Below are 26302 nucleotides of genomic sequence, written 5' to 3'. Positions count from 1 at the left end.
CTCCAGAGGGTTACGGCGGTGTGTAGAGCACTTGAATCCCCTTGATGCCCGCATTCCTGAACAATTTCTTGAGGATATCCACCATCCGAGGCTCCGCCACGTGCCAACGGATGGGGATGCCGTTGGCGACCCGGCGCTGCCGCTCTGCCTGCCTGACGAGACGCTTGGCCCCCTGGAAATACTTCTTGGGTTCGAGGTTCGCGTCGAAGTGCTTGTCATAGCCCAGGCCCTTGGTCTCCTGCAGCAGGCGCTGCTCCAGGTCGAAGCCATCGAAGTCGGCCTTCTCGCCATTGCGCCACACGCGGTACACCCAGCCCGCTGGAGCCTTCGTCACCTTGTGCTGGAAGGCGCGCGAGCGCGGCGACATCCGCTCGTTCTTGGGCACCCACTGCCCTGGCCCGCCGACAGGTGGCACCCAGCCGCCACCTGGGCCCGAGCCCACCTTGGCCAGGTGCAGGCCCCAGGCAACGCTCAGCCCCTGGCCCGTCACCGTCACGGCCCGCCCTGGCACCGCCACCAGCCGCAGCACCAGCTCGCCTCGCTTCGTCAACGTCAGCAGGGGCACCGACAGCCGGCCGAGTTTCTCTCCCCATCCCACCGCCTTCACCGCCCCCGCCCCCGAGGTCCCCACCGTCAGCAGCACGTTGGCCAGCAACCGTGACCCCTCACGCACCTGCTCACCCCGAGGCTTCTGGCGGAAGGACTCCCAGTACTCGGGCGCGTTCTGGAAGAGCACGCGCACCGCTCCCGGCAGCCGCGTCAGGCCCTCCAGGCTCTCGCCCGGGTGGAAGACAAGCCGGCTCACGCCCTCGAGCGTGTCCCCCAGCGCCAGCCCCGCTCCCTCCAGCGCCGGCCCCACCACGCCGTCGTCGGGCACATACGGGCCCAGCGGCTTCGCGCCCCGAGGCACCTCCAGCCCCGTGTCCACCGGCCACAGTTGCCCATCCTCCACAGCGTAGAAGGGGCCCACCTCGTAAAGGCCCGCTCGTAGCACGCCGTCTGGCGCCAGCCGCACCTCGCCGGCCCGCTGCACCGCTTCTCCCGTCACCGCCCGCACCAGGTAGCCGTCCGGCCTCACCACCCTCAACCGGTGGAAGCGGTCCATGCGCGCGTGCAACTCCTCCCGCGTCACCGGCCCCTCGCCCGTGGCCACCTCCAGCAGCAGGTGCGCGGCCATGCGCTGCCGGGGAAACGCCCCCAGCCCCGCCTCCGCCTCCAGCAGGTGCGCCAACAGTTGCACCGCCTGATGGGGCGACAGGGTGCTCCCGTCTTCCGGCAGCACACCGGGGGACACGCCCACCTGCACCAGCAGGCCCTGGAAATGGTCCACGCTGAAGGGCACCGGCCAGGGTCGCCCCTCCCCCACCCCATCCCTCCAGCCCACCTGGCCCCCGCCCTCGTCCTCCAGCGGCTCGTCCTCTTCTCGCACCGAGCGACGCCTCCGCGAGCCGGACTCGTCCCCGGGTGCATCCACGATCAGAACCGGGGCATCAGCCCCCTCCTCGACGTCGTCCTCCGGATCGTCGTCTTCATCTGGCGTGAGGGCGTCCCAGGTTGGTACGGCCGTCCGGCCGGAGTCGTCCACGGGCCCGGGCGGGCGCGTCTGGGAGGAGAAGGCTGGTGCCAGGTGGCGGGAATGACTGCTGGCGAGCAATCCGGCCATGGGCGCGCCCCTGGCGCACCCGCCCAGCACCAGCAAGGCCAGCGTCAGCACCACGCGGCTGGAGCGCATCCCTCCGCCGTCAGGGGGAGAGCAGGATGAATTCAGGTGCATGAAAGACCTCCCAGAAAGGAACGCCTCCCAGCTGTACGCGCCCAGACTGATCTTCGCGGCGGAACCCCTGTCCGCGACAAACAGCGAGCGAGTGGCGGCGCATCCGTAGCCCCGGTGCGGTGAAACGAGTCCGTGAGCGTGGGCTGGTAGACGTCTACCAGTCAACCACCCCCAGCGGCACCCACGAGTGCTTGAGAAGGGGCATCCCCAGAAACCCACGAGGCCGATGCCCGGAACAGAATCCCCACCTGCTCCACGGGCCCACGAAGCCACGCGGCCCGCCGCACGCACGCGCCGGGTGTTCCTGGCCGCCGGTGCGGTGCTCGTCAGCCAAAGCCTCCCCTCCCCCGAAGCAGACGGGCTCCACGGCCACCAAGGTGGGCGCGGCCGTGCTCGGCTGCGCCCTGGCCAGCGGGTGTCCCAGCCCCGCCACCACGGCCTACGTGCTGCCCCCGTCACCGCTACCGCCGCCCGCCGAGTGCCCCCCCGGTGCTCAGCAGAGCATGAAGGAACCAGGCCTGCTCTACCGCGGCTCCGAGGGGGTGGTGCACATTCAAGGTGCCGACAGGTTCATCCCCGTGCGGCCGGGCCCGGTGACGTGGCGGCTGACGTATGCCGACTATTGGGGGGAGAGAAAGCACAACTCGTGGTGGAGGCGGAGGCCACGGAGCAGCAGTCGCAGGGCACCTTCCTCCTGAAGCTGGGCGAGGCGGGCGGAGCGCGCCCCCTCACCGTGCGCGGCGTGACCTTCCCCTGAAGACGTCGCAGGGAGGTCCGAAGCGGACCCTCCGTGGCTCACACCTTCATGCGCGAGCCCGGTGCGGGCGCCTCCCCGCGCAACAAGGCCTGGAGCCGCCGCACGCGCTGCTCGGCCCCGTGTGCTCCGCGCGCCGCCAGGTTCAGCCGGTACGGCTCCAGCTCCTCCGCGCGCCACCGTTCACGCCGCCGCAACTCCTCCACCAACACCGCCTCCCCCTCGAAGCGCTCGCGCAGGGGCGCCGCGCGTGCCTTCGCGAACGCCCCGAAGAAGGCCAGCGGGCGCATCAGCAACACCTTGTAGGCCCACTCGAACCACTGCTGCGCCTCCGGCGGAGACGAGCGATCCCGGCTGGCCGCGTCCACCCGAGACAGCACGGCCTGCTTCACCTCCTCGTCGAGCCTGTCCAGCAGGGCCTCGACATCCACCCAGGGCACCTGCTCGTCCGGCCCCACTCGCAGCGGCTCGCGCAACACCACCGTCAGCCACAGCCACTCCTCGCCGTGCAGCACCTCGGGCGTCCGGCCGTCGAGAATGGACAGGAGCAGCGACGTCTCGTACTTCTCCATCAGCTCCATGAGCTCCGGGTCGGCATCCGCCACCGCCCGCAAGGCAGCCATCTGCGCCTCGGAAGGCTCCAGGGCCTGCCGCAGGACCCCCGGGCTCATCCAGGGCCCCGTCTGCCCGCCGGGCCGCACCCCATGGGCACGGGCCACGGCGTCGTTCAGGCGCGCGCGGCGCTCCGCCCACTCGGAGACCTGGGCCATCATCAACCACGCCATCGTGTGGTGCCGCCCGTACGTATACGGCGGGTGACGAGGAACCCCCTGCATCTCCAACACCGTCATGGCCAGCGCGCGCCGCTCCTCCAGCGTCCGCCCTGGCGCCATCAGCGCCCGGCGGAACCCCTGATCGAAGCGCTCCACGCGCTCGGGCCCGAGCAGCTCCGGAGCACAGCGGGCGAACAGCAGTTCCCTGCGCTCCTCCATGTCCTCCACCTCCTCCGACACCCGGTGGATGTGCCGCTCGACGACCGGGACGAACTCGTCCCAGGACCAGCGCAGGAACGCCAGCGGCCCGCCCAACTGGAACATCTCCCGCAGCAGCACCATCCCCTCGGACATCCGCTCCAGGCGATCGGGGGAACACAGCACGTCCTCGGCCAGCACGGCGGCCTCGGCGGAGACCTCATCCACTCCGGTGGGCCGCCCCCGGCGCGGGGGTGCAGGGGGGAGCATCGCCTCGGCGCGCCGGAAGTCCCCCAGACAGCACCGCTTGAACTTCCGTCCACTGCCGCAAGAGCATGGCTCGTTTCGAGAGGGCATGACCTGGGAAGTAGCATGCCGGACTCGCGAAGTAACCCCTACCGGCCCTACTTCTCCCACCGCCTCCCGCGGACGGGCAGGCGGGGCTCCCGGCTGCTCGCCCCCTCTTCCCTCACCCCTCGCTTCAACCGTCCGCCGCACTGCCGTACACTCCCGGACACGGAGAAGTAGTCCCCGCTTCCATGACCAGGAGTCCTTTCTTGAACCGGCGCACCCTCGGCCTGCTCGCCGCCCTCTGCCTGACCTCCGCCTGCAAGGAGGATCCCGTCGGCGCGATGACCCCCATCCCCCGTCCGGCGGACATGCCCGCCACCCCGGAGAAGACAGCCGAAGCGCCGAAGCCCGTCGCCGCCGAGCCGCCGCCCGACCCGTCCAAGGTGACGCTGCGCTGGAAGCTCGACGCGCCCACGGCCTTCCGCCTCACCACCACCTCGTCCTCCGCCGCCCCGGCCCCTGAGCCCAAGAGCAAGAAGGGCAAGAAGGGCAAGGAGTCCCAGCCCGAGGCGGGCCCGAGCGGCGAGACGGACGCCATCTTCGTCCTGCAGAAGACCGAGTCGGGTGACTACGCCTTCCGCATCGTCCCGCAGAAAGCGGGCGGCGAGGCGGACCAGGGCACCATGAGCGAGCGCGGCTTCGTGATGGACGGACTGGCCGGGCCGCTGCGCAACGTGGCGGTGCTGGTGCTGGAGCTGCCGAGGGAGCCCGTGGGCCCGGAGACCACCTGGGCGCTGGGGACGGACCTGGTGGACATGGGCTCCGTGCAGGGCTTCGTGGAGAAGAAGGCCGAGCGGCGCAACCAGGTGAAGCTCACCGCGCTCACCCCGGGCGAGAACGGGGAGCAGGTGGCGACGCTCGAGTACGACCTGTCCGAGCGCCTCGCCGGGGAGATGCGTGCCACCCGGGCCCAGATCCGGGCGGTGATGAAGACCGCGAGCTCGAAACCCCAGCACGCGCCCCACGAGGGGCACGAGGACGGGGATGAGGAGGAGTCCTCCCAGGGCGAGCCGTCCGTCGTCGCCGAGATGCGGGTGAAGGGCCGGGGCGAGTTCCTCGTGAAGGCGGGCCGCTGGCGCTCCTGGGAGGCCACGCTCACCACGCGCACCGAGGGCACCTCCCTGCCCGGCACGTCCAATGGCGAGCGCACGCTGCGCCTCACCCCACTCGACCCGGTGCCTCCCGAGCTGCTGCAGCCGCAGGCGAAGAAGTAGCCGCCGCCTCCGACTCGCGCACCAGCCGCACCACGGTGTCCACCCAGGCGGGGTGCGAATTGAGCGAGGGGACGAGCTTCAAGTCCTCTCCCCCGCTCGCGAGGAACTGCTCGCGCCCGCGGATGGCCACCTCTTCCACCGTCTCCAGGCAGTCGGCGACGAAGGCCGGGCACATCACCGCCAGGCGCTTCACCCCGCGCGCGGCCAGCTCCGGCAGCACCACGTCCGTGTACGGCTTCACCCATGGCGTGCGCCCCAGGCGGGACTGGAAGGACACGCTCCAGCCCTCGGGCTCCAACCCCAACCGGCTGGCCAGCCCCCGCGCCGTGGCGAAACACTGGGCCCGGTAGCAGTGGCGGTTGGCGTCGGTGAGCACGTCACAGCACCCCTGTGAGGCCAGGCAGTGCTTCCCCGTGGGGTCGCTCTTGCGGATGTGGCGCTCGGGCACGCCGTGGAAGCTGAAGAGGACGTGATCCGCCCCCATCCCGGAGATGACGGGACGCGCCACCTCGGTGAAGGCGTCCAGGAAGGCCGGGTGCGAGTGGAAGGCCGGCACCGCCCGCACGTTGGGCACGTCCCAGGGCTCGGACAGCACCTCGTAGGTGCGCGCCAGGGAGGAGCCCGAGGAGGACGGGGCCTCCTGCGGATAGAGGGGCAGCACGGTGAAGTCCGTGACGCCCCTGGCCCGCAGCCGCGCCACCGCGTCCGGCAGGGACGGGTTGCCGTAGCGCATGGCGAGCTCCACCTCGTACTCGCCGGAGAACCGCTGCGCCACCGCCGCCGTCAGGGCCTTGGAGTGCACCATCAGCGGCGAGCCCTGCTCCGTCCAGACGGTGCGGTAGGCGTGCGCGCTCCTGGGTGAGCGGAACGGGAGGATGATGAAGTTGAGCAGGAACCAGCGCCCCACGGGATGGATGTCCACCACGCGCGGATCACTGAGGAACTCGCGCAGGTAGCGGCGGACGGGGCCGGTTTCGGGGGCATCCGGAGTGCCCAGATTGACGAGGAGGAGTCCCTTGCGTGCCATGACTGGTCAGTGCAGGGAATGGGGCTGTGTGAGGGCGAACTCGCCTATCCGTGCCTCGAACTGGCGGCCGTCCGGGCGCTCCATCGTATAGGCGCCCCGCATGGAGCCGAACGGCGTGCGGAGCTGGGCCCAGCTCGTGTACTCGAAGCGCTCGCCGGGGGCGAGGCGTGGCTGCTTGCCGACGACGCCGTCTCCCCTCACCTCCTCCACCTTCCCCGTGGCATCGGTGATGATCCAATGGCGGCTGCGCAGCTGGGCGGGCTCGCCGCCCGTGTTGACGATCTCCACCGTGTACATGAAGGCGTACTGGTGGGACTCGGGGGTGCTGCGCTCCGGCCAGAACGTGGGCTTCACGGTGACGCGGATGCCTTCGGTAGTGACGGAGGACATGCCCCCACAATTGGCCGCCTCGCCGCCCGGACGCAAGCCAAACAAACCGGCCAATCAGGCGCTCAGGGCTTCGCCCCTTCCCGGTCCCGCTCGGGCTGAGTCACGTCGGTGGGCACTCCGGGCTCCTCGGCGGCCTTGGGCCAGATGAGCGAGGCGATGATGGAGGCCAGCAGCACCCCGCCGATGACGCCCAGCGACACGCCGATGGAGACGTGGATGTCGAAGAAGGTGATGAGCATCTTCGTGCCCACGAAGCCGAGGATGACGGCCAGGCCCATCTTCAGCAGGTGGAACTTGTCCATGAGGCTCGACACCACGAAGAAGAGCGAGCGCAGGCCGAGGATGGCGCACACGTTGGACGTGTAGACGATGAAGGCGTCCTGGCTGATGCCGAGCACGGCGGGGATGGAGTCCAGGGCGAAGAGCAGGTCCGTGGCCTCCACCACCAACAGCACCAGGAAGAGCGGCGTCACCTTGCGCCGGCCGTCCTCCACCGTGAAGAAGTGGCTGCCCTCGCCCTGGCGGGCCACCGGGAGCATGCGCCGGGCCACCCGGACGATGAACGTCTGCTCGGGGTCGGCGGCGTCATCGTCCTTGGCGAGGGCCATCTTCACCGCGGTGAAGACGAGGAAGGCACCGAAGATGTAGAGCAGCCAGTGGAAGCGCTGCACGAGCGCGGTGCCGGTGACGATGAGCACCGCGCGCATGACGAAGGCGCCGACGATGCCCCAGAAGAGCACCCGGTGCTGCACCTCCGGCGCGACCCGGAAGTAGGCGAACACCATCAGGAAGACGAAGAGGTTGTCGACGGAGAGCGAGTACTCGACGACGTAGGCCGTCACCCACTGCAGGGCCTGCTCGCGGTTCCAGTAGCCGAAGTAGAACAGGCCGCCGCAGAAGAGCAGGCTGATGGTGATCCACACGCCCGTCCAGGCACCGGCCTCCTTGGGCGACACCGCATGCTCCTTGCGGTGGAAGACCCCCAGATCGAGCGCCAGCATGGCGACGACGAAGAGGTTGAAGCCCAACCAGAGCGCGCTTTGAGTGTTCACGGCCCCCCCTATAGCGGGCGGGGGGGGCCGCCGTCGACTCCCTTGATACTCCTAGGGTTCTACTCCCGCCGGAGCGCCTCGTCCGTGGCCGGGCGGCGCAGCACCACCAGGGCCCGTCCCGCCACCATCACCGAGCCTCCCGCGGGGGTATGGGTGTGCAGCGTCACGCGGGACTCGCCGGTGTCCACCACCTCCTCCCAGTCCGCGCCCCACTCGATGGCCGGGAGCTGGAAGGTGATGGGCTCGTGGTGCGCGTTCATCAGGACCAGGAGTGTGTCCCCGACGATGCGGTTGCCCTCGTCGTCCGGGGTGACGATGGCGTCACCGCCGAGCAGGAAGGACACGGAGCGCACATAGGGCTTCTCCCAGTCCTCCTTCTTCATCTCCTGGCCGTCCGGGCGGAACCAGGCCAGGTCCTTGAGCTCGCTGTCCCACAGGCGCGAGCCGCGGAAGAACTTGCGCTTGGTGAGCACGGGCTGCTCGCGGCGCAGGCGGCTGAGCTGGACGGTGAAGTCGAGCAGCTTGCGCTGGGACTCGTTGAGGTTCCAGTCCACCCAGGACAGCGCGTTGTCCTGGCAGTAGGCGTTGTTGTTGCCCTTCTGGGTGCGGCCCATCTCGTCGCCGGCCAGGAGCATGGGCACGCCCTGGGACAGGAAGAGCGTGGCCAGGAAGTTGCGCTTCTGCTGCTCGCGCAGGGCGTTGATTTCAGGGTCCTTCGTCTCGCCCTCCACGCCGCAGTTCCACGAGTGGTTGTCGTTGGCCCCGTCCCGGTTCTCCTCGAGGTTGGCCTCGTTGTGCTTCTGGCTGTAGGTGACGAGGTCGTGCAGGGTGAAGCCGTCGTGGGCGGTGATGAAGTTGACGCTCGCGGTGGGCTTGCGGCCGCCCAGGGCGTACAGGTCCGACGAGCCGGTGAGCCGGTAGCCGATCTCCGCGGCCTGCCGGTCATCGCCCTTCCAGTAGCGGCGGATGGTGTCGCGGTACTTGCCGTTCCACTCGCTCCAGAGGACGGGGAAGTTGCCCACCTGGTAGCCGAAGTCGCCCACGTCCCAGGGCTCGGCGATGAGCTTCACCCGGCTGAGGACGGGGTCCTGGTGCACCATCTGGAAGAAGGCGGCGCGGGTGTCGTAGCCGTGCCGGTCCCGGCCCAGGGTGGTGGCCAGGTCGAAGCGGAACCCGTCCACGTGCATCACCTCCACCCAGTAGCGCAAGGAGTCCATGACGAGCTTGAGCGCGTAGGGGTGGGTGGCGTTCCACGAGTTCCCCGTGCCGGTGAAGTCCTGGTAGTAGCGCGGCTCCTTCTCCAGCAGCCGGTAATAGGCGGTGTTGTCCAGGCCCTTGAAGGACAGGGTGGGCCCGAGGTGGTTGCCCTCGCAGGTGTGGTTGTAGACGACGTCGAGGATGACCTCGATGCCGGCGCGGTGGAGCGCCTTCACCATGGACTTGAACTCGGCGACCTGGCCGCCGCGCGAGCCGGAGGAGCTGAAGCGCGCGTCCGGGGAGAAGTAGCCCAGGGAGCTGTAGCCCCAGTAGTTGGTGAAGCCCTTGTCGACGAGGAAGGGCTCGTCCACGTGGGTGTGGATGGGGAGCAGCTCCAGCGCGGTGACACCCAGCTTGCGCAGGTGCTCGATGAGCGCGGGGTGGCCCAGGGCCGCGTAGGTGCCGCGCTGGTGCTCGGGGATGTCGGGGTGGAGCATCGTGAGGCCCTTCACGTGGGCCTCGTAGAGGAGCGTGCGGTGCAGGGGCACGGCGGGAGCGCTGTCCCCCTCCCAGTCGAAGCCGTCGGTGAGCACCACGCCCTTGGGGACACCGGCGGCGCTGTCGCGGATGTCGAAGGCGAGGTCCTGCTCGTCGTCGCCGGGCTCGTAGGCGTAGACGGGGGCGGAGAAGTCCACCTGCCCATGCAGGGCGCGCGCGTACGGGTCCACCAGCAGCTTGTGCGGGTTGAAGCGCATGCCGCGCCGGGGCTCGTAGGCCCCGTGGGCGCGCAAGCCGTAGAGGGTGCCCGTCTGCAACCCCGGGATGAAGCCGTGCCACACGTGCTGGGTCTGCTCGGGCAGCACGTAGCGGCGCAGCTCGCGCGCGGGGTTGTCCGGCTCGAAGAGACACACCTCGATCTTCCGCGCATGCTCGCTGAAGACGGCGAAGTTGACTCCGTTACCAAGGTACGTGGCGCCCAGGGGGTACGGCTTGCCTGGTAGCACCTCCGCCCGTTTCATCCATCGCTCCTCTCCAGCAGCACCAGCGGGAAGCCCGCCAGTAGCGGCGCGAGGGGCAGCACCGCGCCACCCTCCCGTCGCCCCGGCCGCACTTCCCGGCCGGTGAAAACGTCCCGGAACGTCATGCTCGCATAGGACTCGGGCAGATCCAGGGACGTTTCTTCATAGGACCCCGCGAGGCCCCCGGGAGACTCCAGGGCGGAGAGGGTGTAGCGCGGTGCGGCGCAGATGACGACGGACTGCTCGTGCTCGCGGGCGAAGGCCACGGCCGCGTCGGCGCGGGGGCCCACCAGGTGCAGCGCCCGGTACCCACCCCGGCAGAAGAGGGCCCTCTGGCGCTGACGCAGGCGCAGGCCCTCGGCCAGGGCGAAGAGCTTGATGCGGCCATCGTCCATGTCCGCCATCAGCCGGGAGCACAGGGCGCTCCGGTCCTCCCGGGCCTCCTCGTCCAGCGCCTCCAACAGCCGGGTCCGGACGCCGTAGTCCACCGGCCGGCGGTTGTCGGGATCCACCAGGGACAGATCCCACAGCTCGCAGCCCTGGTAGGTGTCCACCACCCCGGGCGAGCCCAGCTTCAGCAGCAACTGCCCGAGCGCGTTGTGCTGGCCGGCCCGCTCGATGCGGCGCTTGAAGGCCTGGAGCTCCTCGAGGAAGGCGCGGCTCTTCCCCTCGTCGAGGCAGGCCTCCACGAACTTCGACATGCCCTCTTCGTAGGTGGGGTCCGGATTGGTCCACGAGGTGCGGACCTTGGCCTCCTTGATGGCCTTGAGCATGTAGTCGCGGATGCGGCCGCGGAACTCGGCGAGGCCCTCGGCGGAGAGGGAGGGCCCCATGGGCCAGGCGCCCACCACCGTCTGGTAGAAGAGGTACTCGTCGTTGAGCGAGGGCGCGGGGCCCTCGGGCCGCTCCAGGCGGTGGGTGCGCGTGAGCTGGGACCAGCGCTCCACCCGTTGGCGCCACTCGCCGGGCAGCTCGGTGAGGACGTTGATGCGCGCGCGCACGTCCTCGCTGCGCTTGGTGTCGTGCGTGCTGGTGGTGAGCATGCTCGCCGGCCAGTGCACGGCGCGCTCCTGGTTGCGCGCGTGGAAGATGTCCGCCGAGGTGCCGAAGTTCTCCGGCTCCCCACCCACCTCGTTGAGCGAGTCGAGCCGGTGGTAGACGTAGAAGACGGTGTCCTCCAGTCCCTTGGCCATCACCGGGCCCGTCACCTGCTGCACCTTCATGGTGAAGGCGAGCATCTCCGCCCGCTCATGGGGCCCCAGGTGCTCCGGGTAGCGCCGCAGCAACACGTCCCCGAGGAAGTCGAAGATGGAGGCGTTGAGGGTGGCGTTGCGCGCCTTGGCATGACGCAGCGTGTCCCGGATGTAGCGCACGTCGCGCTCGTCCAGCTCCGGCCGCCAGTCATCCACGTAGGTGCGGTACACGGGGAAGAGCGCGATGAACTCCGACAGCGCCCGCCGCAGGCTGTTGAGCGTGAAGTCCCGCGAGCGCCGGTTCATCTCCGAGATGCGGTTGAGCCGGTGCGCGAGCATGTTCAGCTCGCTCGACATGAAGTCGCGCAGGATGAGGCGCTTCTTCTCGTAGACCAGCTCCTCGAAGTGGGGCGCCTCGCCGATGAAGCGGTGGTAGGCCTCCGTCAGCGGCCCCTCGGAGTCCGGGTGCACGAAGACGCCGCTCACCGCGTTGGCGAAGCGGTAGCCCGTGGTGCCATGCACCGCCCAGGACTCGGGGATGCGCTCGCGGCCTCCTTGAATCTTCTCCACCACCACGTAGAGCGCCCTGCGCAGCGGCGAGTCCACGTAGGCCCCCGCCTCCGCCTGCCAGCGCTCGCGCAGCCGCCGCTCCACCTCCGGCCAGAGCTCCGCCCGCTCCGCGTACTCGGCGTCGAACAGGGCCCGCGCCCGCTCCACGAAGAACTGCTCCTGCAGGTTGAGGAAGTAGGCCGTCGGATCGTAGAGCCCATCCGGATGGTCGATGCGCAGCCCGGTGATGCAGCCCTGGCGCAACCAATCGAAGATGCGCTGGTGGGCCTCGGTGAAGACGTCCGGATCCTCCACCCGGATGGCCGCCAGCCCGTTGATGTCGAAGAACCGGCGGTAGTTGATCTCCTCCCCCGCCACGCGCCAGTGGGCCAGCCGGTAGCTGCAGCCCGCCAGCAGCTCGTCCAGCGCATCGAAGGAGCGCGGCTCTCCCGGAGTGCCATTGAAGGACTTCACGTTGGCCTCGATGTGGGCGGCCACCTCGGGGCAGGACCCGGCGAGCGCCGCCAGCCGGCGCTTGATGACCTCCTTCTCCCGGTTGCGCTCGACGACGAGAGGGCGCTCGGTCTCCGTGCGCTGAGGCAGGTGGCTGATGGCGGTGAGGATGGACTGCAGCTCGATGAGGTGCCCGTGCTCGGCCCCCAGCCGGGACTCCAGCGCCTCCAGGTTGCGCCCCAGCACCCGCCCATACTGTCGGGGAGCCAACGGCAGCAACCGGTCGTAGTAGTGGATGAAGAAGGCGCCGTCGCGGTAGCCCAGCTCGAGCTCCCCGCGCTCGAGCACCACGCCGTACTGGTCTCCCAACACGGGCAGGAGGACCTTGCCCTCCAGCTCGTCCTTCACCGGGCCCCAGTCGATGTCGAAGAAGCGCGCGTACACGGACGCCGGGCCGTTCTCCAGCACGTCGAACCAGAGCGGGTTGAACGTCTCGATGCCCATGTGGTTGGGCACCACGTCCAGCACCTGGCCCATGCGGTGCTCGCGCACGCTGGAGCAGAAGGCCGCGTGCTCCTCGGGCGAGCCCACCTCCGGGTTGAGCTGTTTGTGGTCCACGCAGTCATAGCCGTGGGTGCTGCCCGGGCTCGCCTCGAGGTAGGGCGAGCAATACACGTCCGTCACTCCCAGCCGGGCCAGGTAGGGGACCGCCTCGCGGGCCGCGCTGAAGGGGAAGCCCTTGTGCAACTGGAACCGGTAGGTGGACAGCGGCGTGGCACGCGCCAGCAGCTCCTCGCGCACGCGCCCGTACAGCTTCCCGGCCAGCGCCTCGCCCCCCACCTGCCCCGCGTCTCCACCCGACACAGCCGAACCTTCGAGTCGCATATGGCCCAGTCGTAGGCGCGACGGGCCCATCTGACCACCACCCAGATGCCCTTCCGCACGCTATCCAACGCTCTCCGGGCGCCTGCTCCCTCGGAGGTTGTGCTTCTGAAAGTGAAGAGGGCCCGCCACTCGAGTGGCGAGCCCTCCGGGGACGGCGGCGGCCGTCGAGGCGGATCAGGTGAGGTTCTTGTTCACCAGCGCCGTCATCTCGAACATGGTGACGGACTTCTTGCCACCGAAGATGGGCTTGAGCTTGTCGTCGGCGTTGATCTGCCGCTTGTTCTTCGCGTCCTGGAGGTTGTTCTTCTTGATGTAGTCCCAGATCTTGCTGACCACCTGGGTGCGGGGAATGGGCTTGCTGCCGACGATCTCCGCGAGGGCGGCGGACGGCGTCATCTCCTTCATGAACGCCGCGTTGGGCTTACGGGCCCCGGCGGCCTTCTTGGCGGCGGGAGCCTTCTTCGCGGCAGGAGCCTTCTTCGCGGCGGTGGTCTTCTTGGCGGCCATTTCGTTCGGATCTCCTCCCCCTGTTCGAGTGTCCGGGGGCGTTGCACGGCTGGTTCACACCCTGAGCCGTCGGGCGCGTCGTAACACGCCCGAGGCCGAAAATCAGCCCTCCGCTGCATTTTTCCCTCTGAGGGCCCATGGGAAAATAGTGTTTCTCCCTCGGAAGGGAAGAGTGTTTTCTCGGGGAAGGCACACCATGTTGAACACACTCGTCACTGGCGCGAATGGTTTCCTGGGCTCCTCGTTGGTGCGAGCGCTGCTCGAGCGGGGACATGTAGCAACATGTCTCGTGCGTCCCGGAAGTGACGTCTCGGGTCTGATCGGGTTGGGCTACGAGAGGCTGGACGGAGACGTGACGGACGCCTCCAGCCTCGCCCGGGCGGTGAAGGGCCGGGACGTGGTCTTCCACCTGGCGGGCATCCGCCGGGCCGCCACGCGGGAGGACTTCATGCGCGTCAACGCCGAGGGGACGCGCAACGTCTGCGAGGCCCTGGTGGCCACCGGGGCCCGGCCCCGGCTGGTGCTGGTCAGCTCGCTGGGCGCCTCGGGGCCCTCGACGCCGCGAAGGCCCAGAATCGAAGAGGATCCGCTTCAACCCGCCGAGTGGTACGGCGAGAGCAAGGCCGAGTCCGAGCGCATCGCCTGGTCGTACGCGGACCGGCTGCCGGTGACGGTGCTGCGCCCGCCCCGCATCGTGGGGCCGGGGGACCATGAGAACCTCGCCCTCTTCAAGCTGGTGGCGCGGGGACTGAGCCTGCGACTGGGCGGGGGCCCCCGGCCGCTGACGCTGGTGGACGTGCGGGACGTGGCGGACCTGCTGCTGCTGCTGGCCGAGCGGGACGAGGCCCTCGGGGAAGCCTTCTTCATAGGTCACCCCCAGCCCCTCACCCTGGAAGAATTGCAGGGGCTGGTGGCCGAGGCGCTGGGCGTCCAACCGCGAACACTTCGCGTCTCCCCGGCCGTGCTGACGGCGCTGGCCACGGTGGCGGACGGGGTATCGCGGGTGACGGGCCGCCGCCTGCCCCTCAACCGGAAGTTCGCGCGGCAACTGCTCGTCCCCGCCTGGACGTGTTCGAGCGCCAAGGCCGAGCGGCTGCTGGGCTTCCGTGCCACGCGGGACGTGGCCGACTCCCTCCGCCGCAGCGCGCATTGGTACAAGGAGCACGGCTGGCTGTGAGGTGACACGCGCGAGTGGCTTGACCGGGCACGGGGGCTCCGGTCTGCTCGCGCCGTGCACACCCCTCCCCCTTCAGACCCGGCGCAGGAGGAACGCCCTCCGCGGCTGCTGCTGGTGACGGCTCATCCGGACGACGAGACGCTCTTCGGCGGCGCCGTGTACAAGCTCTCCCGCTCGCTCGGAGCGCAGGTGGACCTGGTGGTGTTCACGCGCGGCGAGGGCGGCTACCGGACCTCCACGCTGGCCGAGCCCCTGTATGGCTTGAAGCTCACGGACCCGGCCGTCGCGCGCGTCCACCTGCCCCGCATCCGCGAGCAGGAGCTCCGTGCCGCGGCCCGCATCCTCGGGCTGCGCGAGTGCGTCTTCCTGGATCAGCCGGACCCTGGCTACACGCTGGCCGCGGACGCGCCCGTGGGCGAGGGCTGGGACACGGACCACATCCGCCGCCAGCTGCGCGAGCGGTTCGTCCAGGGCCGCTACGACTTCGCCTTCGTGATGCTGCCCCTGCCCCACACGCATGCCCACCACCGCGACGCGGCGCTGCTCGCGCTGGAGGTGGTGGCCGGATTGGCGCCACACGAGCGGCCACTGGTGCTCGGCGCCACCGGGCACACGCGCGACCGCGAGGTGGCCGAGCAGAACCGCCAGGGCTTCCCCATCCCGGAGGCCGAGGGCTTCGCGTACACCGGCGTGCCGGGCCACCCGCTCGCGGACGTGCGCCCGGGTGTGGTGTTCGAGTTCGATCGCACGCGCAGGTTCGGCTTCCGCGACCGGCTCGACTACAACATCGTGGTGGACTGGGCCATCGCCGAGCACAAGACGCAGGGCATCATGCAGCTGCGCCAGGGGGCCATCGAGCTGGAGCGCTACTGGTACCTCGCGCTCAACGCGGAGGTGGGAGTCGCCCGGGCCCGCGCCCTCTTCGAGCGGCTGGAGCAGGTGCCGCTCGGCTGAAGCACCGGCTCCGTGCCGTCCAGGCCGCCGGGGGGTCGGGAGCGCCCGCTAGAGTCGGAGTCCTCTCTCGGAGGCACTGATGACCCCGATGCGGCCACGTCCCTGGTGGGCGGTCCTTCTGCTCGCCCTGCCCCTGCTGTCCACCGGCTGCGCGTCCTGGACGCCATCACCTGGCCGGGGGACGAACCTGCGTTACTCACCTCGCGAGGTGGAGATCCCCTCCCTGACGTACCGCCGCCAAGGCGCCCGTGAAGCGGTGACAGCCGTGGAGTCCTCTCGGCAGGGCGCCCTGTCGGCCCACCTGGCGTTCGTCCGGGCCTTGGGCGACGTGACCACGTCCACCCGCCGCATCTCCAGTGGGCTTTCCAGACTCGAGGCCAGCAAGCGGGGCATCGCTGGCCGTTACCCTGATTTGTTCGTTCCCTTCGTGGCATATGGCGCCCACCAACTGCGATGGATGGACGCCGAGCTCGCCGCCGCCACCCGGCTGTCCACCCTGGCCTCGGAGATGGAGGACCCGGACATGCAACTGGCCCTCTTGCGCCTCGGCGGCCCCCGGCTCCAGTCCACCATGATGGGCGCCATGCTGCTCGCGGTCTGGCTCGACTTCCTCACCCTCGCCGACGTGGTGCTCGCGCAGCACCCGTCCTACAACGTGGAGCATCTGTTCGTTCAGATGGAGCGCTCGCGCACGATGCTCGGCCCCGCCATGACGGCCCTCGCCTCCGGGGAGCCAGGACAGGCCGAGGCCGCGACAGCCGACCTTCCCGCGCTCATCGGCCACCTCACCGGCGAGTTCGCCGCGACCCGTGAGCGCGTGCTCGAGTCGGAGAAAAACCTCCAGAAGATAGTGCTGGTGAAGGATCTTCTCGAATCGGTGGCCATGGTCTCGGCACTGAAGATGGCCCTGCCCCGGATGTTGGGACCCACCCCTTCCGCCACGCTGGGCGTGGGGCTCATGATGGGCTCCAACGGCGTGATGATGGGCACGCGGATGGTCGTCTCGGCCGAGTGGGTGGAGATGATGCGCCAGCTGGTGCGGGCGGGCGTCATCTCGCTGCCCGCCGTCAGCGCCGCGGTGCGGATTCACGCCGGCCAGGTGATGATGGCCGAGGCGTACGGCGACCTGCCCAGGGGTGTGCGCGAGGCGCTGGGCGATGGGCCCGAGGTACGAGGCATGCGGGTGACGGACAGAGCGGGAGCCGGCATGGCCGAGCCCCCGGAGCACCACGTCATGCCGCAAGAGTTCCGCGAGTGGTTCGAGAAACGCGGGTTCACCGACGAGATGAGCATCGACCACTTCTGCGTCAGGATGGAACAGGCAAACCACCAGGCGATCCACGGTGGTGGCGACTGGCGCCTGGGTCGAAATTGGGCGGGCGAATGGAATCGGCTGGTCATGAGCGAGTTGCGCGACGCCGAGATGGCCGCTGGCCGGATGTTGACGCGGAACGAAGTCCTGAACATCGTCGCGGAACTCATGACGGACTACGGCATTCCGATGAACTTCATACGCAGGAGAGGGCGATGAGCGACGGACATGCCTGGCAGGGCCAGTGGAAGGTCCGGCTGTACGAACGGGTCCGTGAGCGCGGTTTCGCTTCGCTCACTGCCTTCGCCGAGGCTCGCCCCGCCGTCCCGCTACACCTGCTGGCCGAGGAGCTTGGCAAGGATGACATCGTCGGGGTGCAGGTGTTGAGCGGATTGCTCGCCGAGGCGGAGCGAAGCCATCAGGTCACACGCTTCGAACGCGATGTGCTCGTGCGGCAGTTGTCCCAGAGTCTCCCCGAGGGTTGGCCGGCCGCGTTGGACGACGCCAATCGTTTCAAGGTCGCCAAGGCACTGGCCCGCTGGATTGGCTACACTCCAGAAGCCCATCAGGATCGCGCCAGACAGGTCATGGCTGCGCTCCTCGCCTCGCCGCCGCCACCCGGCTGGCGCCCGCTCGGCCCCGACGATGAGTTGCTCCGCACCCTCCTCCCAGACGAAGAAGTCTGAACTCCACCCGCAGAAGAAGGCGATGAGCGACGAACGTACCTGGCAGGGTAACTGGATGGCCCGGCTGTATGAGCGGGTCCGCGAGCGAGGTTTCGACTCGCTCACTGCCTTCGCCGAGGCTCGCCCCTCCGTCTCATTGCATGCGCTCGCCGACGAGCTGGGTGAGGACGACGTCGCCGGGGTACAGGTGTTGCGCGGGCTGCTGACCGAAGCGGAACGGCGCAAGCAGGTCACACGTTTCGTGCGCGATGTTCTCGTGCGCCTCGTGTCTCAACATCTCCCTGATGGTTGGCCCGCCGTGCTGGACGACTCCTCCCGCTTCACGGTTGCCCAGGTGCTCGCCATGTGGACCAGCTTCACCCCGGAAACTCACAAGGGGCGTGTCAGTCAGGCCAGGGCAGCGCTCCGCGCCTCACCGCCGCCACCCGGCTGGCGCCCGCTCGGCCCCGATGACGAGTTCCTCCGGACGCTCCTGCCCGAAGAGGAAGTCTGAACCTCCATCGCGGACCCCTCCTGGCGGGCTGCTGATGGGTCGGATGCCTCCCCCCTCACTCGTAGTCGACTACGAGTGAAACAATATCAATCCTACATATTAGACATGCTTCACTCGTAGTCGACTACGAGCAACCCACGCACCCAGGCCTCGAGCACGGGATCTCCTCCGCGCGAGCACCTGTCCTGATGTGGGCGCCATGGGCGCTCGGGGCCCTTCCGCGAGCATGGGCTCCAGTTCACCCACACGCGCCTGCTCGCCCTTCGTCCGCACGCGCGGGCGCTCCGTGGGCTCATGCCTCTCAGAAGCCCGCATGTCACGCGGGTTGCGCACCCGCACCGCATAGCGGCCTTCGCACCAGCCCCTCGCTCCTTCCAGCGAATTCCGAGCGTTATCGCGCGGTTGACACACGCCGGACTCCGATGTCAGGAAGCCCGCCTTGCCCATGCCCGCGAAAGCCGCCTTCTACGATGTCGACGGGACGCTGATTAAGACCAACGTCGTCCACGTCTACGCCTACTACGCCATGAACCGGGGCTCCCTCCTGGGCATCGCTGGGAGGACCCTGGCCACCGCCGCCAGCGTGCCCCTCTTCGCGGCCATGGATGCGTTGGACCGGAAGACGTTCAACGAGTTCTTCTACCGCTACTACGCCGGCCTGTCCGAGGACCGCCTCATCTCCGTGGCCGAGGACATGTTCGAGGACGTCCTCAAGCCGGCCATCTACGAGCAGACGCGCGACCTCATCGACCAGGCGCGCCGCGTCGGCTGCCGCATCGTGCTCGTCACCGGAGCGCTGGACTTCAGCATGCGCCCGCTGGCCCGCTACCTCGGCGCCGACGACATGATCGCCAACAAGATGCAGTTCGTGGGCGGCAAGGCCACCGGCAAGGTCATTCCTCCCATCATCGAGGGAGCGAACAAGGCCAACGCCATCCGCTCCTACTGTGTCCGGGAGGGCCTGGCGCTGGACCAGTGCCACGGCTACTCCGACAGTGCTTCCGACTACGCCATGCTGTCCGTGGTGGGCCGCCCCACGGCCGTCAATCCGGACATGCGGCTGCGTTCCATCGCCCGGGCCTACAACTGGCCCATCCTCGACCTCAAGTAACGAAAGTCCGTCACGACATGCGCCCGCTCAAGACGCTCCAGAAGCTCTACGACGAGGAAAGCCAGGTGGTCATCACCGAGAAGGGCAGCCCCCCGCGGGCGCTCTTCTACGGGGAGAACTTCCTCCTCGAGGACCTGCCCGTGGGCACCCGGGTCATCTTCCCCCGGCCGCCCCTGGCTGGCGTGCCCAACGTGAAGGCCGCCATCCGCTGGGCCATCAACCACCCCGAGGGCATGGAGCCGCTGCACGCCCTGCTCCGCCCGGGGATGAAGCTCACCTGCGTCATCGACGACATCTCCGTGCCGCTGCCTCCCATGGCGACGCCGGACGTGCGCCAGTCCATCCTCGAGGTGGTGCTGGAGCTGTGCGCCGACTCGGGCGTGGATGACGTGCACCTCATCATCGCCAACGCCCTGCACCGCCGCATGACCGAGGGCGAGATGCGGCGCATGGTGGGACAGAAGATCCACGACGCCTTCTACCCGGACCGCTACTACAACCATGACGCCGAGGACCCCGACGGCATCGTGGAGCTGGAGCGCACGCCGTGCGGCTCGCACGTGGTGGCCGTCAACCGGCGCGTGGCCGAGAGCGATCTCATCGTCTACGTGAACGTGAACTTCGTGCCCATGAACGGCGGGCACAAGTCCATGGGCACCGGCGTGGCCAACTACGCCAGCCTCCGGGCGCACCACAACCCGAAGACGATCCGCGAGTCCAAGAGCTACATGGAGCCGGGGCACAGCGAGCTGTACCGGCGCAACGAGCGCATCGGCCGGGCCATCGACAAGCACCTCAAGGTGTTCCACATCGAGACGTCGCTGAACAACCGCATGTTCGGCCCCGGCGTGGACTTCCTCCACAAGAAGGAGGAGGACTACACCGAGGGAGACCGGCTGAAGTTCCAGGCCATGCGGTACGCGCTCTCCAAGCTGCCGCGGGCGGCGGCGCGCACGGTGCTCAACTCCATCCCCGCGCCCTATGACGTGACGGGCGTGTTCGCCGGAGCCACCGAGCCCACCCACGCCAAGACGCTGGAGAAGAGCTGGCAGCAGTACGTGGTGCCGGTGCAGGGGCAGAGCGACATCGTCATCTTCCCCATCCCGTTCATCTCGCCCTACAGCGTCAACTCCATCCTCAACCCGCTGCTGGTGCAGGTGATGGGGCTGGGCTACTTCTTCAACCTCAACCGCGGTGTGCCGCTGGTGAAGAAGGGCGGCGTCATCATCCTCACCCACCCGGCCTTCGACGAGTTCGATCCCGTCCAGCACCCCAGCTACATCGAGTTCTTCAACCGCGTGCTGCCCGAGACACGGGATGCCGTGCAGATCGAGCAGAAGTACGAGCGCGAGTTCGCGGAGAACCCCAGCTACGTGCACCTGTACCGCAAGGGCAACGCCTACCACGGCGTGCACCCGCTCTACATGTGGTACTGGGGCGAGAACGGCCGCCAGCACGCGGGCAAGGTCATCGTCGCGGGCGGGGAGAACAACCACGTCCCGGCGCTGCTCGGCTGGGACCGCACCGACACCCTCACCGAGGCCATCGAAGAGGCGCGCGGCTTCATGGGCCGCTCGGCCAGCATCAGCCTGCTGCGCATCGCTCCCACCGTCATGGTCGACGTGAAGTAACCCCCTGGGCTCCCCACGATGAGTGTCTCCGAGCTGAACGTCACCGAGGTCTTCACCGGCAAGCGCCTGCTGTTCGCGGGCTCCACCGGCTTCGTGGGCAAGGTCACCCTGTCCATGCTCCTGTCGCGCTACGGCGAGACGCTGGACAAGCTCTATGTGCTGGTGCGCAAGGGCAGTGCCCCGTCCGCCGAGCGGCGCTTCTACGACAAGGTGGCCACCAGCGAGCCCTTCCAGCCGCTGCGCGACACCTATGGCGAAGAGGGCGCGATCGAGTTCATCCGCCGCAAGGTGGAGGTGCTCGATGGCGACATCACGGACCCGCTCATGGGCCTCACCCCGGAGCAGGCGGAGGCGCTCACCGGCAAGGTGCACGCCATCGTCAACTGCGCGGGCCTGGTGTCCTTCAACCCGTCGCTGGAAGTGGGCCTCAACGTCAACACCCACGGCGTGAAGTACACCGTGGAGCTGGCGCTCAAGTGGAGCGTGCCCCTCATCCACATGTCCACGGCCTTCGTGGCGGGCAACCGCAGCGGCCTCGTCTTCGAGGACGAGGAGGTGGTGGGCTACTTCCCGCGCCGCGAGGACATGGACGGGCGCGACTTCAGCCTGGAGCAGGAGCTGGCGGACGCGGAGAAGATCGTCGCCCGGCTGCGCGAGCAGGCGGATGACAAGGCGCTGGCGTCCATCTTCCGCAAGAAGGCGTTGGACCGGCTGGAGCAGGAGGGCCGCGACGCCACGGACGAGAAGACGCTGCGGCTGGCCATGGGCCGCGAGCGCAAGCTGTGGCTCACCGGCGAGCTGGTGCGCGCCGGCATGGAGCGCGCGCAGCACTGGGGCTGGCCCAACACGTACACGTACACCAAGAGCCTGGGCGAGCAGGTGATGGCGAGCACGCCGGGCCTGCGCTACGCCATCGTCCGGCCCTCCATCGTCGAGTCCGCCCAGCACTTCCCCTTCCCTGGATGGAACGAGGGCTTCACCACCTCGGCGCCGCTGGCCTTCGCCGGCATCAAGGGCCACCGCAACATCCCCGCCGGGGACAAGGCCATCCTGGACATCATCCCGGTGGACCACGTGGCCGGCGCCACCATCGGCATCACCGCCCACTGCATGCAGGTGGAGGAGCGGCGCGTCTACAACCTGGCCTCGGGTGACATCAACCCGTTCTACGCCAGCCGCTCCATCGAGCTGGTGGGCCTGTACCGCCGCCGCTACTACCGCAACCGCGACACGGGCAACTCGTTGATGAACGAGGTGCGCTCGCGCATCGAGCCCGTGCCGGTGAGCCGCGCGGTGTTCGAGAACCTCAGCGCCCCCATGTTCGTCAAGGGCGCGCGCTTCCTGCGGCAGGTCATCGACGAGGTGAAGCCGGGCTGGGGCGCGCCCCGCGTGCAGGCCGCGCTGGAGAAGGCCAAGGAGACGCTGGACGAGGTGGAGAACCAGGCCCTGAGCCTGGCGGGCCTCATCGAGCTCTTCCTCCCCTTCCTCTACGACAACCGCTACGTCTTCCGCTGCGACAACACCCGCTCGGTGTACGCGCGCATGGCCCACCATGACCGGGTCCGCATCCCGTGGGCTCCGGAGGCCATCGACTGGCGCGTCTACTTCCTCGACACCCACCTGCCCGGCCTGGAAAAGTGGGTGTTCCCCGGCCTCGAGGAGGAGACGAAGAAGCGCACCGTCATCCCCGCCAGCCGCGACCTGCTGGAGATGCTCGAGGCCAGCGTCAACGCCTGGCGCCACCGGGTGGCCTTCCGCTACGCGGTGGACGAGAAGGAGGAGCGCCTCACCTACGGCGAGGTGAACCGCTACGCCAACCGCGTGGGCAGCTTCCTGCTGAAGGAAGGCGTCAAGCGCGGCGATCGGGTGATGCTGCTGGGCGAGAACCGGCCCGAGTGGCCCGTCTCCTACTTCGGGATTCTCCGCGCGGGCGGCGCCGCCGTCCCCGTGGATCCGAGCCTCACCGAGACGGAGATCGTCAACATCGCCCGCCGCGCCGAGGCGAAGGTGCTGCTGCTCACCGAGGAGACGGCGAAGGACCTCCCGGGCCTGGAGGCGGCGCTCACCGGCGCGGGCCTGTCCACGCGCGTGGCCAGCATGGCCGAGGCGATGAGTGGAGACCCCGCGTACCCGGACAACATCGGGCCGGTGCGCCGCACGGCCGCCGCGGACGACGTGGCCAGCCTCATCTTCACCTCGGGCACCACGGGCACTCCCAAGGGCGTGATGCTCACCCACCGCAACTTCGCCTCCCTCATCGCGAAGCTGGCGGGCGCCTTCAACGTGGGCGTGGGGGACTCCGTCCTCTCCGTGCTCCCGCTACACCACACCTTCGAGTTCTCCGCCGGCTTCCTCACGCCCTTCTCGCGTGGCACCGAGATTACGTACATCGACGAGCTCACCTCGGACCGGCTGGGCGAGGTGTTCGAGTCGGGCCGCGTGACGGCGATGATCGGCGTGCCCGCGCTCTGGCAATTGCTGCACCGCAAGGTGACGCAGGAGATGGCCAGCCGTCCGCCCATGGTGGAGCAGGCCATCAAGACGCTCATGTCCGCGCATGGCGAGCTGCGCAACCGCAGCAGCCTCAACGTGGGCAAGCTGCTCTTCTGGCCGGTGCACCGCAAGTTCGGCGGGAAGATCAAGTTCCTGGTGTCCGGCGGCTCGGCGCTGCCGGATGACGTGCACAAGGCCTTCCACCAGCTCGGCTTCAACATCATCGAGGGCTACGGCCTCACCGAGGCCTCCCCGGTGCTCACGGTGTCCGAGACGAACGTCAACAAGCGCATGCCGGGCACGGTGGGCAAGGCGCTGCCGGGCGTCGAGCTGAAGATTCTCGAGCCGGACAACGAGGGCATCGGCGAGGTGCTCGCCCGCGGCCCCAACGTCATGGCCGGCTACTTCGGCGACAAGGAGTCCACCGACGCCGTCCTCAAGGAGGGCTGGCTGTACACGGGAGACCTGGGCCGTCTGGACGCCGAGGGCCGCCTGTACCTGGTGGGCCGCAAGAAGGACGTCATCATCGACGCCAACGGGAAGAACGTGTACCCGGACGAGCTCGAGGAGGTCTACGGCCCCCACTCGCACATCAAGGAGCTGTCCATCGTCGGCCTGCCGGACGAGGCCGGCGGGGAGAAGGTGGCCTGCCTGTGCGTGCCGGACTACAAGGAGCGGCCGCGCGAGGAGGTGCGCCGCGAGCTGGAGGAGCACTTCCGCAAGACGGGCCAGGAGATGCCCTTCTACCGCCGCGTGAAGGTGCTGCGCTTCTGGGATGGCGAGCTGCCGCGCACCTCGTCGCGCAAGGTGAAGCGCAAGGTGGTGGTGGAGGAGCTCAAGCGCCTGGAGAAGCTGGCCTCCTCGGGCGAGAAGGCCCGCGAGAAGGTGCAGAGCACCGGTGGCGTCGCCGACTGGCTCTACCCGCTCATCGCCGAGGTGGTGAACAAGCCCCTCGCCGACATCCGCCCCGAGTCGCGCCTGTCCGTGGACCTGGGCCTGGACTCGCTGATGCTCACCGAGCTGTCCGTGGCCCTGGAGCAGGCCGGCGTCCCGCTGCCCGCGGTGAATGATCTGACGCACGTGCAGACGGTGGATGACCTGCGCAAGCTGGTGGTGGCCAGCGGCCGCCGCCCCGCCGTGGAGACGCGCGCCAAGGACATCTCCCGAGAGACAGAGAAGGCCGAGGAGGTGGAGATTCCCGTGCCCGAGCCCATCGTCACGGTGGGCCGGCAGCTGGTGCGGCTGGGCCAGCAGGCCATCTTCGGCGGCCTCTTCGACGTGAAGGTGACGGGCAAGCCCTTCATCCCGATGAACCGCAACTTCCTCGTCATCGCCAACCACACGAGCCACCTGGACATGGGCCTCGTGAAGGTGGTGCTCGGCGACCAGGGACAGCGGCTCACCACGCTCGCGGCCCGGGACTACTTCTTCGATACGCCGCTCAAGCGCGCGTACTTCGAGAACTTCACGGACCTCATCCCCATGGACCGGCACGGCTCGCTGCGCGAGTCGCTGCGGCTGGCCGGCAGTGCGCTCCGCCAGGGCTTCAACCTGCTCATCTTCCCCGAGGGCACGCGCTCGGTGACGGGCGAGCTGCTCGAGTTCAAGCCCACCCTGGGCTACCTGGCGCTCACCTACGGGGTGGACGTGCTGCCCATCTACCTGAAGGGCGCCTTCGAGGCGCTGCCCAAGGGCCGCATGCTGCCCAAGTCCCGCGAGCTGGAGGCCCACATCGGCCCCGCGCTCACGTACGAGATGCTGCGCGCCAAGACACAGGGCATGGCGCGCTCGGAGAGCTACCGCTACGCCACCCGGCTGGCGGAGGACTCCATCCAGGCGCTGGCCGCCGGCCGCGCGCTGAGCTTCGATGAATCGGCGACGGTCGAGGATCAGCGCCGCGCGCTGTCCTCGGGAGGGAGTGAGTCGTGAAGCTGCTCGTCACCGGAGGCACCGGTTTCCTGGGCGCGCACCTGGTGCCGCGGTTGGTCGCCGCGGGCCATGAGGTGCGCATCATCGGCCGCTCCAAGCCGGCGGGCCCGGGCTTCGACAAGGCGGAGTACGTCCCAGGAGACCTGAAGAACCGCGAGGCGGTGCGGCGCGCGCTCGAGGGCGTGCAGGCCGTCTACCACCTGGCGGGGCTCGTTTCGTTCCAGGACAAGGACTCGCGGCGGATGTACGAGCTGCACGTGGACGCCACGCGCGAGTTGCTGCGCGACGTGCGCGAGGCCGGCGTCCAGCGCGTCATCCTCGCCTCCACCTCGGGCACCATCGCCGTGTCCAAGGAGGAGCGGGTCGGCACGGAGGACGACGGCTACCCCATCGAGGTGGTGGGACGCTGGCCGTACTACCTGTCGAAGATCTACGAGGAGAAGCTCGCGCTGGAGTACTGCCGCCAGCACGCCATTCCCCTGGTGGTGCTCAACCCGAGCCTGCTGATGGGCCCCGGGGATGACCGGCTGTCGTCCACATGGACGGTGATGAAGTTCCTGCAGGGCGAGATTCCGGCCATGCCTGGCGGGGGCATGTCCTTCGTGGACGTGCGCGACGCGGCCGAGGCCTTCGCGAACGCGCTGACGCGGGGTGAGGTGTACGGGCGCCACCTGATGGGCGTGAATATGTCCATGCCGGACTTCTTCGAGCGCCTGGAGCGCCTGTCGGGGGTGACGGCGCCCCGGCTGCGGCTGCCCGCGAAGGTGAACGTGCTCGGGGCCAGGGTGCTGGAGCGGGTGGCGAAGTGGCGTGGGATGAAGCCCACGTTGGATCCGCAGGAAGTGGATATCGGCGAGCACTGGTTCTGGCTGGATGCCTCGAAGGCCGAGCGCGAGCTGGGCTTCAAGGCCCGGGACGTCCACGAGGCGCTGCACGACACGGTGCAGTACCTGTACACGCGGATGGCGCCGGGGCACCTGCCCGGCAGCAAGGGCCGGCTCGAGGAGCTGCGCGAGGGGACCTGAGCGGGACTCCCAAGCGAATCAAATCGCGCCCCTCTACCCCCCAATATCCCCTCTCCCGCCGGGAGAGGGACGGGGTGAGGGTATCGGGTGGACTTGGGTTGGAACCCGTGCCCCCAGTCCGGTTCACGGGTTGAAGAACAGGGACAGGCACNCNC

18 protein-coding genes and 1 pseudogene are annotated in these 26302 nt (G+C 68.9%); 10 read left to right on the top strand and 9 right to left on the bottom strand.

All coding sequences use genetic code 11. The annotated features are described in order from the left end of the window. Positions 1-10 precede the first annotated feature (10 nt). From Q664_RS52015 to Q664_RS62920, 3 genes and pseudogenes are all read right to left on the bottom strand, one after another. The gene (locus Q664_RS52015) at positions 11-1774 is read right to left on the bottom strand and encodes a Tox-REase-5 domain-containing protein (RefSeq protein WP_152622078.1); all 1764 of its coding nucleotides are present in this window, start codon (positions 1772-1774) and stop codon (positions 11-13) included. A gap of 795 nt (positions 1775-2569) precedes the next feature. Continuing rightward, positions 2570-3727 (bottom strand): hypothetical protein, encoded by a 1158-nt coding sequence (locus Q664_RS13390; RefSeq protein WP_043394348.1) that lies wholly within the window; start codon positions 3725-3727, stop codon positions 2570-2572. 66 nt (positions 3728-3793) lie between these two features. Beyond that, a pseudogene (locus Q664_RS62920) lies at positions 3794-3856 on the bottom strand (SEC-C metal-binding domain-containing protein); the annotation flags it as partial. Between the two features lie 200 nt (positions 3857-4056). Here Q664_RS62920 and Q664_RS13385 point away from each other — a divergent pair. Further along, on the top strand, positions 4057-5064 hold the full coding sequence (locus Q664_RS13385) for a hypothetical protein (protein ID WP_043394346.1): 1008 nt from the start codon (positions 4057-4059) through the stop codon (positions 5062-5064). Here the strand turns inward: Q664_RS13385 and hemH are convergent. From hemH to Q664_RS13355, 6 genes are all read right to left on the bottom strand, one after another. Further along, complete coding sequence (gene hemH / locus Q664_RS13380) at positions 5009-6091, bottom strand: ferrochelatase (RefSeq protein ID WP_043394344.1); 1083 nt, start codon at positions 6089-6091, stop codon at positions 5009-5011. The two genes, Q664_RS13385 and hemH, sit on opposite strands and share 56 nt — an antisense overlap. A gap of 6 nt (positions 6092-6097) precedes the next feature. Next, positions 6098-6481: a Co2+/Mg2+ efflux protein ApaG gene (gene apaG / locus Q664_RS13375; RefSeq protein ID WP_043394342.1), complete on the bottom strand. Its 384-nt coding sequence runs from the start codon at positions 6479-6481 to the stop codon at positions 6098-6100. Between the two features lie 62 nt (positions 6482-6543). Further along, positions 6544-7533, bottom strand: a complete 990-nt coding sequence (locus Q664_RS13370) for a TerC family protein (RefSeq protein ID WP_043394341.1) — start codon at positions 7531-7533, stop codon at positions 6544-6546. Between the two features lie 59 nt (positions 7534-7592). Continuing rightward, a complete protein-coding gene (glgX, locus tag Q664_RS13365) occupies positions 7593-9749 on the bottom strand; it encodes a glycogen debranching protein GlgX (RefSeq protein WP_043394339.1) in 2157 nt (718 codons plus the stop codon). After that, on the bottom strand, positions 9746-12829 hold the full coding sequence (treY, locus tag Q664_RS13360) for a malto-oligosyltrehalose synthase (RefSeq protein ID WP_200883696.1): 3084 nt from the start codon (positions 12827-12829) through the stop codon (positions 9746-9748). The genes glgX and treY overlap by 4 nt, the downstream gene beginning before the upstream one ends. Positions 12830-13003: 174 nt before the next feature. Continuing rightward, positions 13004-13336, bottom strand: a complete 333-nt coding sequence (locus tag Q664_RS13355; protein ID WP_043394337.1) for an SWIB/MDM2 domain-containing protein — start codon at positions 13334-13336, stop codon at positions 13004-13006. A gap of 199 nt (positions 13337-13535) precedes the next feature. Between Q664_RS13355 and Q664_RS13350 the strand changes: the two genes are divergently transcribed. The 9 genes from Q664_RS13350 (at position 13536) to Q664_RS13310 (ending at position 26147) form a co-directional block, all read left to right on the top strand. Beyond that, positions 13536-14513 carry an NAD-dependent epimerase/dehydratase family protein gene (locus Q664_RS13350; protein ID WP_152622086.1) on the top strand — a complete coding sequence of 326 codons (978 nt, stop codon included), beginning with the start codon at positions 13536-13538 and terminating at the stop codon, positions 14511-14513. A gap of 54 nt (positions 14514-14567) precedes the next feature. Then, on the top strand, positions 14568-15467 hold the full coding sequence (locus Q664_RS13345; RefSeq protein WP_075207418.1) for a PIG-L family deacetylase: 900 nt from the start codon (positions 14568-14570) through the stop codon (positions 15465-15467). 79 nt (positions 15468-15546) lie between these two features. Further along, the gene (locus Q664_RS13340) at positions 15547-16998 is read left to right on the top strand and encodes a DUF2380 domain-containing protein (RefSeq protein ID WP_152622077.1); all 1452 of its coding nucleotides are present in this window, start codon (positions 15547-15549) and stop codon (positions 16996-16998) included. Further along, positions 16995-17465, top strand: coding sequence for an NUDIX hydrolase (locus Q664_RS13335; protein ID WP_043394331.1), 471 nt, complete (start codon positions 16995-16997; stop codon positions 17463-17465). Before Q664_RS13340 ends, Q664_RS13335 begins: the two co-directional genes overlap by 4 nt. Before the next feature lie 22 nt (positions 17466-17487). After that, a complete protein-coding gene (locus Q664_RS13330; RefSeq protein WP_043394329.1) occupies positions 17488-17958 on the top strand; it encodes a hypothetical protein in 471 nt (156 codons plus the stop codon). A gap of 445 nt (positions 17959-18403) precedes the next feature. After that, entirely contained in the window at positions 18404-19069 is a 666-nt protein-coding gene (locus Q664_RS13325; protein ID WP_043394327.1) for an HAD family hydrolase, read from the top strand. A 17-nt stretch (positions 19070-19086) separates the two neighbouring features. Beyond that, positions 19087-20700, top strand: coding sequence for an NPN-dependent hydroxyacid isomerase, LarAH14/15/16 family (gene larAH / locus Q664_RS13320; RefSeq protein ID WP_043394325.1), 1614 nt, complete (start codon positions 19087-19089; stop codon positions 20698-20700). An 18-nt stretch (positions 20701-20718) separates the two neighbouring features. Next, a complete protein-coding gene (locus tag Q664_RS13315; RefSeq protein ID WP_043394323.1) occupies positions 20719-25122 on the top strand; it encodes an AMP-binding protein in 4404 nt (1467 codons plus the stop codon). After that, the gene (locus tag Q664_RS13310; protein WP_043394321.1) at positions 25119-26147 is read left to right on the top strand and encodes an NAD-dependent epimerase/dehydratase family protein; all 1029 of its coding nucleotides are present in this window, start codon (positions 25119-25121) and stop codon (positions 26145-26147) included. Before Q664_RS13315 ends, Q664_RS13310 begins: the two co-directional genes overlap by 4 nt. The last annotated feature ends 155 nt before the right edge of the window (positions 26148-26302 follow it).

The sequence above is a fragment of the Archangium violaceum Cb vi76 genome (assembly GCF_000733295.1).
Taxonomy (GTDB): domain Bacteria; phylum Myxococcota; class Myxococcia; order Myxococcales; family Myxococcaceae; genus Archangium; species Archangium violaceum.
The sequence above is the reverse complement of the archived record's forward strand: the minus strand, read 5'-3'. Positions and strand labels throughout refer to the sequence as shown.

Bases quoted from the DNA above. Each gene is read 5' to 3' on its own strand.
- Q664_RS13330 (WP_043394329.1), top strand. From the start codon at position 17,488: ATGAGCGACGAACGTACCTGGCAGGGTAACTGGATGGCCCGGCTGTAT.
- glgX (WP_043394339.1), bottom strand. From the start codon at position 9,749: ATGAAACGGGCGGAGGTGCTACCAGGCAAGCCGTACCCCCTGGGCGCC.
- treY (WP_200883696.1), bottom strand. From the start codon at position 12,829: ATGCGACTCGAAGGTTCGGCTGTGTCGGGTGGAGACGCGGGGCAGGTG.
- larAH (WP_043394325.1), top strand. From the start codon at position 19,087: ATGCGCCCGCTCAAGACGCTCCAGAAGCTCTACGACGAGGAAAGCCAG.
- Q664_RS52015 (WP_152622078.1), bottom strand. From the start codon at position 1,774: ATGCACCTGAATTCATCCTGCTCTCCCCCTGACGGCGGAGGGATGCGC.
- Q664_RS13335 (WP_043394331.1), top strand. From the start codon at position 16,995: ATGAGCGACGGACATGCCTGGCAGGGCCAGTGGAAGGTCCGGCTGTAC.
- Q664_RS13340 (WP_152622077.1), top strand. From the start codon at position 15,547: ATGACCCCGATGCGGCCACGTCCCTGGTGGGCGGTCCTTCTGCTCGCC.
- apaG (WP_043394342.1), bottom strand. From the start codon at position 6,481: ATGTCCTCCGTCACTACCGAAGGCATCCGCGTCACCGTGAAGCCCACG.
- Q664_RS13315 (WP_043394323.1), top strand. From the start codon at position 20,719: ATGAGTGTCTCCGAGCTGAACGTCACCGAGGTCTTCACCGGCAAGCGC.
- Q664_RS13325 (WP_043394327.1), top strand. From the start codon at position 18,404: ATGCCCGCGAAAGCCGCCTTCTACGATGTCGACGGGACGCTGATTAAG.
- Q664_RS13355 (WP_043394337.1), bottom strand. From the start codon at position 13,336: ATGGCCGCCAAGAAGACCACCGCCGCGAAGAAGGCTCCTGCCGCGAAG.
- hemH (WP_043394344.1), bottom strand. From the start codon at position 6,091: ATGGCACGCAAGGGACTCCTCCTCGTCAATCTGGGCACTCCGGATGCC.